Annotated in this window: 18 protein-coding genes and 1 tRNA gene; 2 read left to right on the top strand and 17 right to left on the bottom strand. The window is 32.0% G+C overall.

All coding sequences use genetic code 4. The features are described 5' to 3' along the window. Window positions 1-88: 88 nt before the first annotated feature. From QPK10_RS00465 to QPK10_RS00505, 9 genes are all read right to left on the bottom strand, one after another. Window positions 89-751 (bottom strand): hypothetical protein, encoded by a 663-nt coding sequence (locus QPK10_RS00465; protein ID WP_368486089.1) that lies wholly within the window; start codon window positions 749-751, stop codon window positions 89-91. A 139-nt stretch (window positions 752-890) separates the two neighbouring features. Further along, window positions 891-3518 (bottom strand): bifunctional acetaldehyde-CoA/alcohol dehydrogenase, encoded by a 2628-nt coding sequence (gene adhE / locus QPK10_RS00470; RefSeq protein WP_368486090.1) that lies wholly within the window; start codon window positions 3516-3518, stop codon window positions 891-893. A 145-nt stretch (window positions 3519-3663) separates the two neighbouring features. Then, window positions 3664-4407, bottom strand: a complete 744-nt coding sequence (gene pflA / locus QPK10_RS00475; protein ID WP_368486091.1) for a pyruvate formate-lyase-activating protein — start codon at window positions 4405-4407, stop codon at window positions 3664-3666. Between the two features lie 126 nt (window positions 4408-4533). Continuing rightward, a complete protein-coding gene (locus QPK10_RS00480; RefSeq protein WP_368486092.1) occupies window positions 4534-4776 on the bottom strand; it encodes a glycine radical domain-containing protein in 243 nt (80 codons plus the stop codon). Between the two features lie 126 nt (window positions 4777-4902). Further along, on the bottom strand, window positions 4903-7242 hold the full coding sequence (gene lon, locus QPK10_RS00485) for an endopeptidase La (RefSeq protein WP_368486093.1): 2340 nt from the start codon (window positions 7240-7242) through the stop codon (window positions 4903-4905). A gap of 155 nt (window positions 7243-7397) precedes the next feature. Further along, the gene (gene tig / locus QPK10_RS00490) at window positions 7398-8687 is read right to left on the bottom strand and encodes a trigger factor (protein WP_368486094.1); all 1290 of its coding nucleotides are present in this window, start codon (window positions 8685-8687) and stop codon (window positions 7398-7400) included. A 76-nt stretch (window positions 8688-8763) separates the two neighbouring features. Next, the gene (locus QPK10_RS00495) at window positions 8764-9528 is read right to left on the bottom strand and encodes a DUF3196 family protein (RefSeq protein WP_368486095.1); all 765 of its coding nucleotides are present in this window, start codon (window positions 9526-9528) and stop codon (window positions 8764-8766) included. Between the two features lie 126 nt (window positions 9529-9654). Then, a tRNA-Arg gene (locus QPK10_RS00500) sits at window positions 9655-9731 on the bottom strand. 371 nt (window positions 9732-10102) lie between these two features. Continuing rightward, complete coding sequence (locus tag QPK10_RS00505; protein ID WP_368486096.1) at window positions 10103-10828, bottom strand: ECF transporter S component; 726 nt, start codon at window positions 10826-10828, stop codon at window positions 10103-10105. A 104-nt stretch (window positions 10829-10932) separates the two neighbouring features. Between QPK10_RS00505 and QPK10_RS00510 the strand changes: the two genes are divergently transcribed. Next, window positions 10933-11841 carry a hypothetical protein gene (locus tag QPK10_RS00510; RefSeq protein WP_368486098.1) on the top strand — a complete coding sequence of 303 codons (909 nt, stop codon included), beginning with the start codon at window positions 10933-10935 and terminating at the stop codon, window positions 11839-11841. Window positions 11842-11919: 78 nt separating this feature from the next. Further along, complete coding sequence (locus tag QPK10_RS00515) at window positions 11920-12483, top strand: inorganic diphosphatase (RefSeq protein ID WP_368486099.1); 564 nt, start codon at window positions 11920-11922, stop codon at window positions 12481-12483. 42 nt (window positions 12484-12525) lie between these two features. Here the strand turns inward: QPK10_RS00515 and QPK10_RS00520 are convergent, their stop codons facing one another. The 8 genes from QPK10_RS00520 to thyA all read right to left on the bottom strand — a co-directional run bounded on the left by QPK10_RS00520 (window position 12526) and on the right by thyA (window position 18879). After that, entirely contained in the window at window positions 12526-13137 is a 612-nt protein-coding gene (locus QPK10_RS00520; protein WP_368486100.1) for a deoxynucleoside kinase, read from the bottom strand. Window positions 13138-13198: 61 nt separating this feature from the next. Next, entirely contained in the window at window positions 13199-13939 is a 741-nt protein-coding gene (locus QPK10_RS00525; RefSeq protein WP_368486101.1) for a pseudouridine synthase, read from the bottom strand. After that, window positions 13939-14487 (bottom strand): SMC-Scp complex subunit ScpB, encoded by a 549-nt coding sequence (gene scpB / locus QPK10_RS00530; RefSeq protein WP_368486102.1) that lies wholly within the window; start codon window positions 14485-14487, stop codon window positions 13939-13941. The genes QPK10_RS00525 and scpB overlap by 1 nt, the downstream gene beginning before the upstream one ends. Next, window positions 14480-15253: a ScpA family protein gene (locus QPK10_RS00535; protein ID WP_368486103.1), complete on the bottom strand. Its 774-nt coding sequence runs from the start codon at window positions 15251-15253 to the stop codon at window positions 14480-14482. The genes scpB and QPK10_RS00535 overlap by 8 nt, the downstream gene beginning before the upstream one ends. Window positions 15254-15392: 139 nt before the next feature. Next, entirely contained in the window at window positions 15393-16706 is a 1314-nt protein-coding gene (locus QPK10_RS00540) for a thymidine phosphorylase (RefSeq protein WP_368486104.1), read from the bottom strand. A gap of 24 nt (window positions 16707-16730) precedes the next feature. Continuing rightward, window positions 16731-17528, bottom strand: coding sequence for a lysophospholipid acyltransferase family protein (locus QPK10_RS00545; protein WP_368486105.1), 798 nt, complete (start codon window positions 17526-17528; stop codon window positions 16731-16733). Next, window positions 17528-18010 carry a dihydrofolate reductase gene (locus QPK10_RS00550; RefSeq protein WP_368486106.1) on the bottom strand — a complete coding sequence of 161 codons (483 nt, stop codon included), beginning with the start codon at window positions 18008-18010 and terminating at the stop codon, window positions 17528-17530. Before QPK10_RS00550 ends, QPK10_RS00545 begins: the two co-directional genes overlap by 1 nt. Further along, the gene (gene thyA / locus QPK10_RS00555) at window positions 18010-18879 is read right to left on the bottom strand and encodes a thymidylate synthase (protein WP_368486107.1); all 870 of its coding nucleotides are present in this window, start codon (window positions 18877-18879) and stop codon (window positions 18010-18012) included. Before thyA ends, QPK10_RS00550 begins: the two co-directional genes overlap by 1 nt. Window positions 18880-18927 lie beyond the last annotated feature (48 nt).

The raw sequence follows: 18927 nt of genomic DNA on the forward strand, positions 1-18927 counted from the left end.
TCTTATATTAAACAAGATAAAAATTAGGAAAAAATATAATTATTATTAAATCTACCGACATAATTTTAGAACTTTAATAACTAAGTTGTTAACCTGATACCTTAATTGCTAATGATTTTGTTTTGATTTCCCCTGGAATTACTGATCAAGATGGAATTTTAAGATTACCATATTTTAAATTTGTAATTTTAACTTTTTGAATTTGATATTTTAAGACCACATCACTTGGTTGTAATGGTTGTAATAATCCTTCCACTTGTAAAAACTTAATATTAAAGAAAACAACATCAGTATAATATCCCCGGTAATGCCTTAAATTGGTGTTAACCGTTGCCAAATTAGTTGGGAATGATAATTGGGTTGGTGGTAAAAAATTAGGAACAAATGAATAAAAAACGTTGTTCCGAATAGCTAACTTATTTTTAAAATTATTTAATAAATTTAACTGGTCAGCTAACCAGTGGTTTACAACATCAATTTCTTGACGATAAATGTTAACTTGTCCCTGGGCTGTTAAATAAACAATATTTTTAAGGGGAACAGCATGGGCATTATCATTGACCCCCATGGCATAATTAGTAATTGCCGGATTGGCATTTTGATCAATTGCCACTTCAACGGGGGTCAGATTGCAATTAAAATTATCAATCTTAATGGTGTTATCCGCATGAAAATTGTGACAACCGCTCAGCAAACTAGCCGGAGTACTGCTCAAAATAACGGCACTAAAAAAGGTTAGTAACTTTTTCATAATCTCTCTCCTTGGTAATATCTCATTCTCGCTATTGTCTTAACTATCTTAACTCGTTTTATTATAAAATACAAGATACCCAGAAAATAAATAACAAAATAAAAAAAGTCAAAATTTGTTTTGACTTTTTTAAAAACTCCTATTTTTTTAATGACTGCACGGGATTACCATGGTAGGCATCTAAGTAGATTTGTTTAATATCAGTTAATAATGGAATACGGGGGTTAGCTGGTGTACATTGGTCATCAAACGCATCTTGAGACATTTTGTCTAAGGCTGCTAAGAAGTCTTTTTCACTAACATTTAATTGGTATCTTTCAAAATATTCTTTAAATGAACTAACTAATTCAACATCTTTTGATAATTTTTGCACATTACTAATTAAGTTATCAACTAATTCCGCATCACTACTTCCTTTAATCCCACAGTAACGAGCAATTTCGGCATAGCGTTCTAGCGCATTAGCAACTGTATATTGTGAGAAGTAAGTTTGTTTACCCCCTTCTAATAAAGTTGCTGCATTATAACGAATTACATATGGTAATAAAATTGAGTTTGCTGCCCCGTGGATAACACCAAATTCTCCTCCAATTTTATGACTCATTGAGTGCACTAGTCCTAAGAACGCATTGGCAAAGGCCATTCCGGCTTGAGTTGCGGCATCTGCCATTTTACTACGTGCTTTAACAGCACTGCTACCGTTATGGTAAGCATCTGGTAAATAAGTAAAGATTGTTTTAATTCCTTGTAAACAATAAGGGTCAGTATAATCCGTTGCTAAAGCTGAAACATAAGCTTCAAACAAGTGGGTCATTGCATCTAACGCTGGAGCATTAGTTCCCCCTTTCGGCACGGTTAATGTTAACTCAGGGTCCACAATTGCCATGTGCGGAGTTAAGGCATAATCCGCTAGCGGATATTTAATATGAGTTTTATCATCGGTAATAACTGAGAATGGTGTTACTTCTGAACCGGTTCCCGAAGTTGTGGGAATACATACTAATTTAACCCCGTTTGTCATTGTGGGGAACTTCACAACTCTTTTGCGAATATCATTAAAGGTCATTGCTAGGTCAGCAAATTTAGCATCCGGATGTTGTTCTAATAACCAAATCATTTTGGCCGCATCCATCGCACTTCCTCCCCCAATGGCAATTACCACATCGGGACGCGAGTTTTTCATTGATTTAACTCCCCGTTCAGTTGTGGCAAACGTTGGGTTTGGTTCAACATCGGCAAACACATCATATTTAATTCCTAATTGTTCTAGCACTGATGTAACTTTTTGGCCGTATAATTCGTTAATTACCGGGTCAGTTACAATAAAAGCTTTTTTACAATTTCATTCTTTTAGATCTTGTAACGCAAATGGTAAACATCCAAATTTATGATAAATGCGTTCTGGTAATCTCATTCATTGCATATTTTCTCTCCTTACTGCGACAGTTTTAGTATTTAATAAATGTTGGGGCCCAATGTTAACTGAAGTTGAGTTTCCCCCTCAGCTTCCACATCCTAAGGTAAATGAGGGTGCTAATTGGAAGTTGTACATATCACCAACGGCTCCTAATGATGATGGCATGTTAACAACCATTCTTCCGGCGTTTAAAGAATCACGTCATAAGTCAATCTCGGCTTTCCCTTTAATTTCATCCGTTCATAAACTAGCAGTATGCCCTGGTCCCATTGTTAATAAGTCTTTGGCGATTGCTAACGCATGGTTAAAGTCTTTTGCTTTATATAAACCAACATATGTTGATAATTTTTCATGGGCTAATGGTTCATCATGACTTGATTTTTCAGCCGGACATAAAATTAATCTCGTGTTGGTTGGAATTGTTACCCCGGTAATTTTGGCAATTGTTTGGGGAGTTTGCCCTACTAAAGCAGGGTTTAAAATCCCATATTTTCCTTCTTTAAACATTGCTTTGCGAACTTTATCCAAGTCTTCTTTTTTGGTCATCACATAACCATTTTTTTGTTCAAATAACTTGACAACTTTGTCATACACTTTTTCTAACACAATTACTGAGTTTTCAGTGGCACAAATAACCCCGTTATCAAAAGTATTTGATTGCATAATTGAAGAAGTTGCGACATCTAAATCAGCTAATTCAGTAATGATTGCCGGACAGTTTCCAGCTCCCACTCCTAAGGCTGGTTTTCCTGAAGAATAAGCTGATTTAACCATTCCTGGTCCCCCAGTGGCTAAGATTAGATCAGCCGCTGCCATTAAATCAGTGGTATCTTGAATTTGAGCATCTTCCACCCACGCAATAATATCTTTGGGTGCTCCCGCAGCTACAGCGGCATCTAAAACAACTTTCGCCGCTTTAATGGTACAATTTTTTGCTCCTGGGTGGGGCGAAATAATAATCCCGTTTCTTGTTTTTAAGGCAATTAATGTTTTAAAAATTGCCGTCGCCGTTGGATTTGTGGTTGGAATAACAGCCGCAATGACCCCCACTGGTTCATATACTAGTTGGTATCCTAATCCTAAATTTTCTTCGTACACACCTACTGTTTTCATATCACGGTATTTATTATGAATATACTCAGCAGCATAATGGTTTTTAATAATTTTGTCTTCAACAATACCCATGTTTGTTTCATTAACAGCATCAATTGCTAATTCGATCCGAGCTTTATTGGCAGCAATTGCAGCAGCATGAAAAATTTTATCAACTTGCTCTTGATTATAAGTTGCAAATTGCTTTTGGGCAGCACTAACTTTCGTAATTAATGCTTCAATTTTTTTGTTTTCCATCTTTTGGTTTTCCTCCTAATTTGTAAAAATATCTCCATCAATATAGTTATACTACAATATTTATAACATTGATATAGTTTTTTGGTAAATTTTGACAATTTTAAATGGAAATAATTACCATTTTAAAATAAAATTATCTATTTTTTTATTTACGATGCATCCCTTCTTGGACGATCTTTAGACACTCGCGACAATATTCACGAGTGGGTGGGACAACCTCTGGTAATTCAAACTTACGATTTAAATTATTATATTTGGGAATCATCATATTATGATATGGGAGGATTTCAAATTTTTCCATATGTTTTAAATCCTTAATAAAATTACCAATCCCTAATAAATTTTCTCTCGTATCAGTATAACCTGGGACTAAGACATGACGAATTCAAGTTGTTGCCCCATTGTCATCTAACCACTTAATTCCTTGTAAAATATTTTCGTTTCCTAATCTGGTTAATGCTTTGTGCCGAACACTATCAATTTCTTTAATATCACAAATAAATAAGTCACACACTTTAACCAGCTCTTTTCACTTATTTAAAATTACTTCATTAGTACTAAAAGTACATACGGAAGTATCAACCGCCGTATGAATCCCGCGCGCTTTGGCGGTGGTAAATAATTCAATAATAAAGTCTAACTGCATTAAGGGTTCTCCCCCCGACATTGTTAAACCACCATGGACATAAAATTCTTTTGTTCGTTCATAATGATCAAGAATTTCTTCGACCGAAATTGGTTTTTCCTTATTTACCTCCTGTGTTTCTGGATTATGACAATATTTACATCTTAACGGACATCCTTGTAAGAAATAAACTAGTCGTAACCCTGGTCCATCAACCGCGCCAAAAGACTCAAAACTACTATAATATCCAGTCACCTTTGACATGCTCTCCCTCTTTTCCATAATTATTATATCCCTTTTATTAAAAAATAAAATAGGACTAAATTATTCAAAATAAAACAATCAACTCCTCACGTTGATTGTTTTATTTAATTAATAGCTTAATTTTTATTACATTCCTTCGTGGAAAGTTCTTGAAATAACATCTTCTTGTTGTTCTTTAGTTAATTTTACAAAGTTAACGGCGTATCCTGAAACACGAATTGTTAACTGTGGATATAATTCAGGATGTGCTTGGGCATCTCTTAAAACCGCACGGTCTAAAACGTTAACGTTTAAGTGGTGTCCTCCTTTTCCCATGTATCCGTCTAGCATATTAACTAAATTTGTGATTTGTGAATCTGATGCTGACATCTTCTTCATCTCCCTTCTCTTATACTTATATTCTAGTCCTTTCCCACTAAAAATCAAGATGTTTACCAAAATTTTTCATTTTTATTGATAAAGTAAAAAAGAACAATTTCTTGTTCTTTTGTGAGTTTAGTCTAATTTTCCAAAGACATTTTTAAAGACTTCATCATAAGTTGCCACGGGAATAATTTTTAAAGTATCCTGCACTTCTTTTGGAATATCATCTAAGTCTTTTAAGTTTTTATTTGGGATTAAGATTGTTTTTAAACCACTTCGTTTTGCTGAAATTGATTTTTCTCGTAATCCCCCAATTGGTAACACTTGACCACGCAAGGTAATTTCCCCCGTCATTCCAATGTCTTTTGAAACAGGACGGTTACTTAATGCACTAATAATTGCGGTTGTTAAAGTAATTCCCGCTGAAGGGCCATCTTTTGGGACTGCTCCTTCCGGAACATGGATATGAACATCATGGGTTTCAAAGAATTTGGGATCAATACTATATTTTTCAGCATTTGCTTTAACATAGTCTAACGCAATCGAAGCTGATTCTTTCATCACATCTCCTAGTTTTCCGGTTAACACAAAGTTTCCTTTTCCTAGGAAGGTATTAACTTCAATTGGTAAGATGTCCCCACCAAATTGGGTATAAGCTAAACCAGTTACGACTCCAATTTGTGATTCTTTTTCTGCTTCGGTATGTTCAAAACGACGTTTTCCCAATAATTCATTAACTACCTGCGGAGTTACTGTTAAGTTTGTCATTTCTTTATTTAAGAATTTAACAATAAACTTACGAGCAACAGCGTTTAAATCACGTTCTAACTGTCTAACTCCTGCTTCTCTTGTATAATGCTTAATAATTTCATTAATTGCATCATCATTGAAAATTAACTGACCATCAGCTAAACCATTATTAGTTAATACTTTTGGTACTAAATAATCTTTTGCAATATGGAATTTTTCTAATTCCGTATAGGAAGATAATTGAATAATTTCCATCCGGTCAATTAATGCTTCGGGAATATTATCATAGTAGTTGGCTGTTGCAATAAACATAACATTTCCAAGGTCATAGTTTTCTTCAATATAATGATCTGAGAAAGTTGCATTTTGTTCAGGGTCAAGAACCTCTAGCATTGCACTAGCGGGATCACCACGATAGTCAGAAGACATTTTGTCAATTTCATCTAACAAGAATAAGGGGTTAATTGTTTTTGCCCGTTTCATTGATTGAATAATTCGCCCAGGCATTGCCCCAATATATGTTTTCCGGTGACCTCTAATTTCTGATTCATCTTTAACCCCACCTAGGGCCACTTTGACAAAGTTCCGTCCGGTTGCTTCCGCAATTGATTTCGCTAAACTAGTTTTTCCAACACCAGGAGGGCCAACTAAACAAATAATTTGACCTTTTAGGGAGTTAGTCATTGTTTTAACAGCTAAATATTCAATAATCCGTTCTTTAACTTTATCTAATCCAAAGTGATATTTATCCAGCATTTCTTTCGCATATTTTAGATCATTTTTTTCTTCGGTACGTTCTCACCATGGAATTTGCATCATTCAGTCAATGTAAGTACGAATAATATTTGATTCACTTGAAGCTTGTGGTAATGATTCATAGCGAGCAATTTCTTGTTCAATGCGTTCTTTGATGTTTTTTGGGAACGGTTCTTTTTCTAGTCGTTCTTTGTAAACTTTCATTTCGTCTGCCGCATCATCGAATTCACCTAATTCATCTTTAATTGCTTTTAATTTTTCACGTAAATAGTACTCACGTTGTTGTTCATCAACACGTTCTTTAATTTTTTTACTAATTTTGTTATCAATATCACTAACTTGTTGCTTATTAACTAAATGGTCAAAGATAATTTGTAATCTTTTTTCAACATCCAATTCTTCTAAAATATCTTGTTTTTTAGCAACTGGAATAAATGGTAAGAATTGGGCAATGGTGTCAACAACTTCATTACCATCAACGGAATCACCGATTTGTTCTAATAAATCTTCCGGTAAAATATCTTGCAATTCCATTAATTGTTTAATATTGCTTGTAATTTTTTCTACAATTTTATCTTCTGATTTAATTACTGATTTTAAAATATCAATATCAGCAGTATAATATTCCCCTTCGCGTAAATCTAACAATTTAACACGATCAACGGCTTTAAAGTTAACTGTTAAACTACCATCTTCTCACACTTTCCGAATTTTTAACTCTGCTAAGACTCCAATCCGGTAAATCCCTGATAATTTTGGGTCATCTTCTAGTGGTTTTTTTTGACTAACTAACACAATATGGTTATCGAATTCCTTATTCGCTGTGTTAACCGCTAAAATTGACTTATCTCTCCCCACTTCTAAAACTTGTTCAAAACCTGGAAAAATATAACTACCTCTAGTAACTAACACAGGAACATTCTTTAATTGGGTTGTTTCTGTTGATTGGTTAATTGGTTCTGCCATTTTTAAACACCTCCTATAAATGTTTTTTACTTGTATATATGTTAACTATCATAAAATAAAAGTCAATAGTTAAGATACATTTCCACTATAAAAAGATTATAACAAAAAAATTAGCACTTGCAATACATAAGTGCTAAAATTTTAAAAGTTTTCTTTTATTGACCATTATTATTATATAAGTATTCAAAAACCTTATCATGAATTACTTGGTCTTTAATTTGGTCTTCAGTTACTAATTTGGCTTCTTTTAAAGTTTTGCCATCAATTCCAAATTGTTTTCCTAATTTATCATATTCTTTATCAATATCTTCGGCACTAACATCAAATTTTTGCTCTGCTTTGACAGCATCAACAATAACACCATTTTCTAAACGGTTTTTAGCATCTTTGAATAATTCATTATTAATGTCTTCTTCAGTTAACCCCGTTCTTTTTTTGTAAGTTTTAATGTCCATTTGTTGCGCTTGTAATTTTTGTTCAAATTCATGTTTTAACTGGTTGGCTTCCTTACGAATAATTGATTCTGGAATTGATAAGGCTGAATCTTTGGCAATTTCTCTAAATAATAGTCCAATAAAACGGTCTTGTTCTTGCTTCATTAGTTGTTCTTGTAGATTATTTTCGACATGTTCTTTTAACTTCGCTAAAGTATCAATTCCTTTTAAATTAACATCTTTTGCTAATTCATCATTTAATTCGGGTAGTTCTTTTTCCTTAACTTCTTTAATATTTAGTTTAAATACAGCTGGTTTTCCTTTTAATTCTTCCACTTGATAGTCAGCGGGGAAAGTAACATTTATATCATGGTGATCACCAGTTTTTAAACCAATCATGGCTTCTTCAAAGCCAGGAATAAATTGACCACTACCAATTTCTAACGTAAAATCACTTGCTTTTCCCCCTTTAAAAGGTTTTCCATCCATAAATCCCTCAAAATCAAAGATAACAGTATCACCCTTGGCAATTGGGGTTGTTTTAGCTTTAAAAATTGCAAACTTGTCACGTAACTGGTCAATGCTTCGATCAATATCTTCTTTTTTAACAACTACTTTTTCTTTTTTTAACTCATTAAATCCAGTGTATTTATTAATTTTAATTTCTGGTTTTAAATCAAATTCTAATTCTAAAACATATTCTGTTTTGCTTAATTTTTTAACTGCAGGAGTTGGGGAATTAAATGGTTCAACATCTGATTTTTGCGCAAAGGCAAATTGATAAGCTTTATTAACAACTAAGCGGTGTGCTGCATTTAAAATATTTGCTTCGGTTAAATGCTTTTTCACCAAGTCAGCAGGGACTTTTCCCTTACGAAAACCAGGGACTTCAATTTCATTAGTTGCCTTTTGTTCAGCTTTTTTAACCACCTCTGCTCATTCGTTACCATCAACAGTTACAATTCATTTTCCAATTCCTTTATCTAAATTTTTTTCTGCTTTAAATTTCATCTTTAATACCTACCTTTTTAACACATTTATCATTATAACAAAAACTATAATTTATATCCGCTAAATTTATTATTTTTTACAGAACTTGTTCAATTTCAAATAATTCTAAATATTTATTCGCAATTGCCACTGAGCAATTTAACTGTTCAGCAATTGTTTCAATTTGGATATCATCAAATTGAAGTAAATGACCTTTATAAATAATTGCGCAAGTGAGATCAGCAACTTCATTATTATCAATAAAAAATGGATAGAGCGCATAATAATAATTTTGTAAAATATATAAACAAACATTGAATAAACTAGGATTATCATTATAAACATACTGGTCTAATAATTTTTGAATTTTTTTAACCTGGTGGTGAGTACAAAAATCTTGAATTTTTGTGGGATTTAACATGAAGGTGCCATTTGTTTTAGTTACTTGGAAATTTTCATCGATATTTTGTTCTTTTAAGACATATAATAAATGAATTTTTGACCCGTTGCGATAAAGATTATTCATTAAATATTTCCTAATTGTGGGGAGAATTTGGCGAGCATTATAGTTTTTTAAATAATGAAAAGCAACTAAATGATTTTCTTCATCCATCGAATTTAATAAAATATTTTCAATCTCCGCTAAGGATAAATTTGCTGGTAATTTCCGATTAGTTTGCTCATTCAAGACCGCATTTGCTTGTTTAAAAAATTCAACTAATTTTGTTTCAACTTGCTGGGGAATATAGGGCATTTCTAATTCATTGCGAGTTTTTCAATAAACTGCTTCATAATCACCTTCTTTTAAGAGATCAGCAAGTTCCGTTAAAATTTCATCATAATAATTATTTGATTTTTCCATCTTCTTAAACTCCTAGGATTTCTACTAAAATTATATAATTAAAAAAATAAATTAAAAACCCTATTTACATTAATTTTTAACTAATGTGGATAGGATTTAATTTGTGCTTTTTCAATTAAATTTAAATGGCACCCACGGAGAGATTCGAACTCACGACCCTACGCTTAGAAGGCGCATGCTCTATCCTACTGAGCTACGTGGGCATAACCTTATTTATATTATCACAATTATTTTCATTTTTTCAAGCAAAATTAGGATATTTTAAGTAGATATTTTGTGGGTAGAAAATAAAAAAAATAATTTTGCTAATCATTTTAAATAAAAAAATATGTTATAATTTTTTTAGAATTAAATATTTGAGTATATATAATACCTAACAAAGCTTTTTTTGTTAGGTATTTTTTATTTCAGAGATATTTAGTTCTACTAGGATATGAAACTAGAATTCTGACTGACTATTTTAACGGAAATTTAAGTCTTGATAGCTAAATTTAACATAGAGATCCCTTAAATCGCAACGTAACAATTTGAAAAACTATTTTTAATTAAAAAAGTAGTTAATAATTAACTACTTTTAAAAGAACAATTCTTCACTAAGATCATAATCAAGATATAAGGTTGAATTGTCATTAGTTTTTGGTTTGGCTGGAATTAATTGGTAATTTAATTTAAATTGATGTTCAATTAACACAATTGCCCGATAAATTGCCATAAAAATGACCCCATTAATTGAAAACTTAATTAAATTAAACGGAATCACAATTGATACTAAAATACTTTTAAACCAAGCAATATCACTTGGTTGATAGTTCATAAATTTTGCATACATATCATAAATAAATAACCAGTTAAAAAATGTCATTAAGAATGTTGTACAAATAATGCTAAAGATAATAGCAATACTTGTCATTAAATAGTCATATCCTTTTTCGTTTTTGCCTTTAACAAATTTATTAATTATTTGGCGGAAATAAAAATCCCCAACTAAGAAAATCCAAATAAAAATTAAATCGGCCAGCATTAAGGCAAAAACATCAATTGGACCATCCCCTAAGTAGGCCATTCGTAATCAGCTTACACTAATTACTAATAAACTACTATAAACAATTCCAATAATTCGGACTGCTAATAAACAGATAAAGTCAGTAAATTCAATTTTTAAGAACGGAGCCACTGAAAAAATACTTAAATTAGCCACCTTACTAATTCAAGAAAATAGCACATATAACGCAACAATAATTGCCATGGCCGCGATTCGTTTTGTTTCTAACCGAAAACTATTTTTCAATAATCCTCTCATCTTAAATTCCTCACTTTTTTAATCACTAAAATTATATCTAATTAAAAAGAAAATGGAATAGTTATTAATCAAAGTTTTACAAATCATGAAAGGAACAGCAACCAATGCAATTTAACAACTTACAAGAATTACAAAATATTATAATAAAGTTTTCATCATTAGAAATTAGAAATAACCAAGAACTAACTAATGCAATAAAAGAAACTCATCAAAAATTTTTAAATATTATTTTAAAGAATATTTTAAAAGAAATTAATGTTCTACAAGAAGATTTAACAAAAAATGCTCATGACCCTTTATTAGGAGAAACTAGTCAAGAAAAACAAGAAAAATTAGCTAGTCTTTATTCATTTCAAAAGAAAATTGAGTCACTTCAAAGCGAAATTAAAGAAATGGTACCAACTGCACTAACAATCGAATCCGAAAAAATTAAAATTAACTTACTTTTTGATAAAATTATTGATCATTTATCACAACAAGAAATAACTAATTTTAAAAAAATTTTTGAAGAAGATTTAAATGTAGCAATAAAATCACTTGGTTTCAAAATTAAAACAATACAATATCGCTTAAAAATTAATCCACGCAATATTTATTTTGCTAAAGCAAATACATCTATTTTAAATTCTATAATTCCTACAAAAATAAAAAAAATGATTTTGCCAAATAAACAAAAACAAGGGATTGAAATTGCAGATTTTGATTTTTGTAATCTTCCATCTAGTGATGATGTTTTTAAGTGAGTAAAACCGAAACAAACACCAGCCAGAAAAAAACAATCACCAAATTTAGAAGAACTCAATGAAATTGATATTGCTAATAAGTTAAAAATAACTGAAGAAAAGCAAGTAACTGAGCAAATTGAAATGGATGTTTTAACAACAAGGCAAGAAAAAATGCAAATAGCAAAAAATCAAAATGGGAAAAAACTTAACGAAATTAAAACAGAAATAAAACAGGCCCAGGAAGAAATAGAAATGAGTGAAATTAAAAATAACCCTACTAGTCGTTAAATTTCCAAAATATTATCCAACTAATAATTTTATATGTTATATTAATATAAGAAAATAAAAAAGAAAGGAAATTTTAAGATGAGTAAAAATAATGTGCTGCCAGTAATTGTGGAAATTCCTAAAGGATCAAGCAATAAATATGAATATGATAGTCAAACGGGCCGTATTATTTTAGACCGGGTATTATATGGTGCTAATTTTTATCCCGGGGAATATGGATTTATTGAAAATACTTTAGACTGGGATGGTGATCCGTTAGATGTAATTTCATTAATTACCTATCCAACTGTTCCAGGGTGTCAAATCAACGTCCGGGTGTTAGGAACAATTAACATGATTGATAATGGCGAAATTGATACCAAATTATTTGGAGTGGTGGATAGTGATCCCCGATTTAAACATTACCAAACATTAACAGATGTGCCCCAACATTTGCGCGATGAAATTGAAAATTTCTTCTTGCAATATAAAGCATTACAAAAAAAAGAAGTTCGGATTAATGGTTGAAGTGGTGTTGAACAAGCCCTTAAAGAAATTAAAGAATGTCAAGATCGTTACTTAGAATATAAAACAATTCTTGAAACTGAAGGCAAAGAAAAAGTAATGCAAATCTGAAAAGAAAAAGGACTAGGTCAAGCGTAAACTAGGATTTATTACTAAAAAACTGTAAATAATTACAGTTTTTTATTTTTGATTCTGATCAATTTTTTCGGAAATAATATCAACAATTTCATTAGGAGTTTTATCTTCCGCATCAATAACTAAAAAATTAAACTTATCCTTATTTCGTTGGTATCATTCTTCATATTTTTTATTTAATAACTCTCAGTAAGCAGGGCTGACGGTTTGTTCACTTGGTCTTCCCCGTTGCTTAATCCGGTTCATGGCCCCAAACGGTGAAATTCGTAAGTAAACTACTAACTCTGGTTTAATGGTTTCATCTAGGTATAAACTTTGTAAAACTACAATATCATAAAACTCCCGATAAACTTTGTAATCAGTCATGTTCATATAACCTAGTTCGTGAAGAACATCCACAAAGATAATATCTTCTAAGACACTCCGGTCAAAAATAATATTTGGCTCAATTTTAGCTTGTTTTAACTGTTTACTACGAGCCATCACCATATAAACTTGCATTTTAAACGCCATATTTTTGGGATCAGCATAGTATTCATCTAAATATGGATTTTCTTCAACTGGTTCATCCATTACTACATAGTTATATTTATCGCCAAGCATTTTACTAATCGTTGATTTTCCAACCCCTACTACTCCCGCTAATGTAATTCGCATAACTTCCCTCTTTTCTCATTTGCTTAATTTTATCGTATTTTAAAAATGATTAAAAGTAGTTTTATTTTTTTATACTATTAAAAATTCCAAAAAAGCGCTTAATTTCTTTGGGTTTTAAGTATCGTCATTCACCTGGCTTTAAACTTTCATCTAACTGTAAAAAACCAATGGCCACTCTTTTTAACTTAAGAACTTCACTCCCTACTGTTGTAAGCATTCGTTTAACTTGGTGTTTTTTACCCTCATGAATAATTAGTTCTACCACGGTGGTATCATCTTTTTCTGAGTATTTTAACACCCGCGCTTGGGCGGGTGAAGTTGTAAAATTATCTGCAATTGTTACTCCCCGGGCTAAATCACGTAGTTGTGTTTTTGTCACCACTCCTTTGACAAGAACATGATAAGTTTTATCTATAATATGTTTTGGATGAGTAATAATATTAGCAAACTCCCCATCATTCGTAATTAATAATAATCCACTCGTATCATAATCTAATCGTCCAACGGGATAAACACGCTGGGAAATTCCTGGTAAGTATGAGAGTACCGTTTTGCGATGGTGAGGATCACGAACAGTGCTAACAGTATTACGCGGTTTATTTAACATGATGTAGATTTTTTGCTGGTTTTTATTTGCCAGGATTTTATTATCAATCATAATAACATCGTGGGGACTAACTTTAAACCCCATTTCTCTAATAACTTCACCATTCACCTTCACGCGGTGCTGGGCAATTAATTCTTCTGCTTTGCGCCGCGAAGCATAACCATAATTAGCAATTACTTTTTGTAACCGTTCCATTATTTAAATAAGTCCTCTTCTTGATCACTAGTAATTTCTTGTAATTGCGGTAATTCAGCTAGGGAATTTAAGTTAAAAGCTTTTAAGAATTCTTCGGTAACTTTATAGTTTAGTGGTTTTCCGGGCAAGTCACTTTTGCCAGCTTCTTCAATTAATTCACGAGCTTTTAACTTATAAATGACATTATCGGAATTAACGCCCCGTAAATCCTCAATTTCTGGCTTGCTAATCGGACCACGATAAGCAATGATGGCTAATGTTTCGAGAGCTGCTTGGGATAACCGGGCTTCAACTTTAGGATGGGATAATTTTAAATAAAACGGATAATATTCTTTTTTAGTTGTTAACCGGTATTTATTTGCAAAATTATTAATCATTAACCCCCGAGTAGAATTAGTTTGGTATTCCTTGGTTAAGGTTGTAATTAACTGCTGACAATCCACAGGTGGTAATTCTAAAACTTCACTAATTTCAGTCAGACCAATTCCTTCATCGCCGCTAATAAAAAGTAACCCTTCTAATAAAGCAATTTTTTCATTATTATTCATCTTGGTGCTCCTCTCCTAAGTTAAGATAAGTAATATAAATGTTATCCAAATGTTGGTGCTGAGTAATGCTAATCTTTTGATGACGAGCTAAGTCTAAAATCGCAATAAAACAAGCAACAAACACTTGGGTTGATAGTTCAAAATAATCTAATAAATCTTCTAATAACCATTCCTGCGTGGTGTTTTCAATAATATTTAAAATTTTAACCGCAACTTCTTCGGGGGAAACTTCGGTAATAATAATATTGGAATTTAATGGTTTCGCCGCATTAATCCGCTCTAACATTTTCAAAAAACTATTGGCTAATTTATCAATGTTAATTTTAGGGGATAATGGTAATTCTTCATCGGGAATGCGTTGACCTTTAATAATAGTTTTTGGTTTGGATAAATATTTACTTGATTCTTGGTGTTGGTTTTTAAAATAATGGGTCACTTCTTTAATCTTTTTATATTCTAATAACCGGGCAATTAATTCTTCACGGTTATCCTTTTCGTAGTTTTCATCAATTTCAACTTCTTCTTTTGGCAATACTAGTTTGGTTTTAATTTCAATTAAATAACTAGCCATTAATAAATATTCGGACGCAATTTCAATGTTTAATTTTTCAAATTGATGTAAATATGCTAAAAACTGATCAGTTATTTCTAACAAACTAATACTAAAAAGATCAACTTCTTTTTCTTTAATTAGATGTAGTAATAAATCCAACGGACCAGTAAAATTATCTAAACTTACTTCATAGCGGGGATTATTTGTCAACATTATCTTTCCCTTCTTTACTTCCTCTTTATATATCATAATGATATTTTATAATAATTCAAAGCAAAATTATAAAAAATTGCGAAATCCACCCCTCAGTTCTAAAGTCCAAAGAAAAAGAGGGCACAGCTCTCTTAATTAATTATTGAATTACTTCATATACTAGTTCGTACGCTTTGGGTTCTTTGTCGGTAATTTTAAAAGTACTTGCTGCTCATTCATAAACTGGTTCGGTAACATAGCGATTAGTATATAATGTCATCACTACTTCCCCTTCGTTAACAAATTCACCCGTTTTTTTATTTAAGTAAATTCCGGCATGATGGTCAATTGCTTCTTCTTTGGTATTGCGTCCAGCTCCTAAGCGGACAGATAATAATCCTAAGGCGTTAGTATCAACAATTTCGACAAAACCAGTTTCTTTTGCTTTAATTTCAACTTTATTTTTAACTTTTAGCATTTGGTCTAGAGAACTTAAATCACTAATTAGTGATAAATCACCACCCTGTTCTTGAATAAAGTTTTTAAAGTAAGTTAATGGTTCGGATGAATTATGGAGTTTATCCTGACAAGCTTTAAAAGCACTGTCAAAATCAGGGAATAAGTCTGCTTGGCATAAACTCAAGGCGGCTGATTCACAAACAATATAATTTAAGTCATCAGGACCTTCACCTTGCAACGTTTTGACAACTTCATAAATTTCAATGGCATTCCCAATAGCACGACCTAACGGTTGGTTCATATTGGTAATTTCCGCCGCAATTTTTTTATCAAAGTGTTTCCCAATCCCCACCATAATTTCAGCTAATTGCTTAGCTTCGGAAATTGATTTCATAAAAGCCCCATTCCCACATTTAACATCTAAGACAATCCCATCACTACCCGTCGCAATTTTTTTACACATAATGCTAGCGGCAATTAAGGGAATTGAATTGACAGTGGCTGTCACATCACGAAGAGCATAAATTTTTTTATCGGCAGGAACAATATTACTTGACTGGGCAATAATTGAAATATTTGTTTTATTAACAATTCGGACAAATTCCGCAAACGGAATTTCAACTTTGAACCCGGGGAAACTTTCTAATTTATCAATTGTTCCTCCTGTTTGGCCCAGACCACGACCCGACATTTTTGCTACTTTTAATCCAAAACTAGCAACCAAGGGGGCGTAGATTAAACTAACTTTATCGCCAACTCCTCCTGAAGAATGCTTGTCAACTTTAAAACCGTTAATTGGTGATAAGTCATATACTTCTCCAGATTGAATCATTGCATCAGTTAAATATGATATTTCAGTAATTGACATTGATTGGAAAAAAACTGCCATTAGAAAAGCCGACATTTGATAGTCAGGGATCACCCCCGTAGTATATCCTTCAATAATAAATTTAATTTCTTCTTGGGTTAGCTCTTGGCCATTTTTTTTCTTTTCAATTAAGTCTAAAAGTCTCATTCTTTTTCATCTCCTATGTATTTCTTAAGCATTTTTGGCTTTTTGTTTTAATTCGGCACGATATTTTTCATAGGCTTTCTTATGGTCAACATCTTTATATTGATCAATTCCTTTTTGAATGATTTGCTTAACATTGTTTGAAATTAAGTCGGTTGGTTTGGTCATAAAAGTATCTGGTTTAATTGGTTTATGAAACACAACATGAATATATTTCTTGCCTTTTTGTTTAACTTTTTTATTTAAAACTTGGTATGAATTAACAAGGGATACGGGAATAATTGGCGCATGTGCTTTTTGGGCGATTTTAAAACTTCCTGCTTGGAATTCGCCCATTGCTTGTTGATGACTACGGGTTCCTTCTGGAAAGACAACCATTGTCCGGGGCACCCGAATTAATTCATTTGCTTCATTAATAACTTCAATTGCTTGGCGGGGATTCTTACGGTCTAAGAATAACACATCAATTAAAGCCACAAAATTTTTAAAGCGCTTGTCAGTTGCTAATTCTTTCTTGGCAATAAAAGCACAAGGAGCAGTTTTATTAAAATCATTTAACCGAAAAATAATCGCGGGATCAATATTTGACTGGTGGTTAGCAACCATCAAACAACCCTTATCAATTCAATTTTCTTCGTTATGAACAATTAATTTAATATCAAAAATTCATAACATATACTTTGTTCGTTTCTGGAGCCAGTGATAACGATATTCTTCAGAAACAATGTTGGGATCACGTTTAATTTTTCTGGCCATGCTCTTTGATTTTGTTAACATTCGTAAAAAACGAGGGAATGTTAAGATAATTTTTCATATATTTGGCATTAAGATCTTCTCCTTCTCACATATTTTTTAACAGTAAATTTATCATACTCTTGGTTAAATTTTAATTCAAAATCATCAAGATTAAAAGGGGGAAAATAAGTATCACCAGTATATTCACCCTTAATATAACTAATAATTAGCTCATCTGCCACGGGTAACGTTTCTTCATATACCTTTGAACCCCCACACACTATTAACTCATTATTAGGATTTTGGTGATATTGCGCAATGATTGGTTGTAAATCATGAACAATTTGAACATCGGGATGATCAAAGTGATAATTAGGATTATGGGTCACCACAATTGTTTTGCGATTAGGTAACACCCGGTTAATCCCTTCAAAAGTAGTCCGTCCTAATAAAATTGTTTTATTAAGAGTTTCAGCTTTAAAATGTTGAAGTTCAGCTTTAATATGCCATGGTAAGTGGTGATCCTTACCAATTAACCCATGCTGATCCATTGCTCATAATAACTTAATCATTATACTGCCACCAAGCCTTTAATCGCTGGATATGGATCATAGTTTTCTAAGACAATATCTTCATAAGTAAAATCAAATAATGATTTAACATCCGGGTTTAATTTTAAGGTTGGTAAAGCACGGGGCGTTCTCGTTAATTGTTCATTAATTTGGGTTAGGTGGTTTTGATAAATATGACAATCACCAAAACTATGAACAAAATCACCCACTTCAAAACCGCATACCTGCGCAATCATATAAGTTAATAAGGCATAACTGGCAATATTAAACGGAACTCCTAAAAAAACATCGGCACTACGTTGGTATAATTGGCAACTTAATTTATTATCTTGAGAAACATAGAACTGGACTAGGGTATGACAAGGTGGTAAGGCCATATTATCAACTTCTTTTGGATTTCAAGCACTTAAAATATGACGACGTGAATAAGGGTTGGTTTTTAAATTATCAATTAACTTTGCTAGTTGGTCCACTCCTTCAAAATTACGTCATTGTTTTCCATAAACTGGACCAAGATCCCCATATTTTTGTGCGAATTCATTATCGGTTTTAATTTTTTCAACAAATTCAGCTAAAGTTTCATTTTGGTAATCTGGTGTCTTCGTATATTTTTCATATGGCCATTCGTTTCAAATCCGCACATTATGGTCAACTAAATATTTAATATTAGTATCACCCTTAATAAACCATAGTAATTCATAGACTACTGATTTAAAATGAACTTTTTTCGTTGTTAACAAGGGAAACCCTTCCGCTAAATTAAAACGCATTTGATAACCAAAATAAGAAATTGTCCCGGTGTTAGTCCGGTCTTGCTTGGCTAAACCATTATCTAAAATAAACTGGGCCATTGTTAGATACTGTTTCATTAATTTACCACTCCTTTTTATCCTGTTAGAAAGTATCAATACAAGTAA

The sequence above is a fragment of the Spiroplasma sp. DGKH1 genome (assembly GCF_040940205.1).
Lineage (GTDB): Bacteria > Bacillota_I > Bacilli_A > Mycoplasmatales > Mycoplasmataceae > Spiroplasma.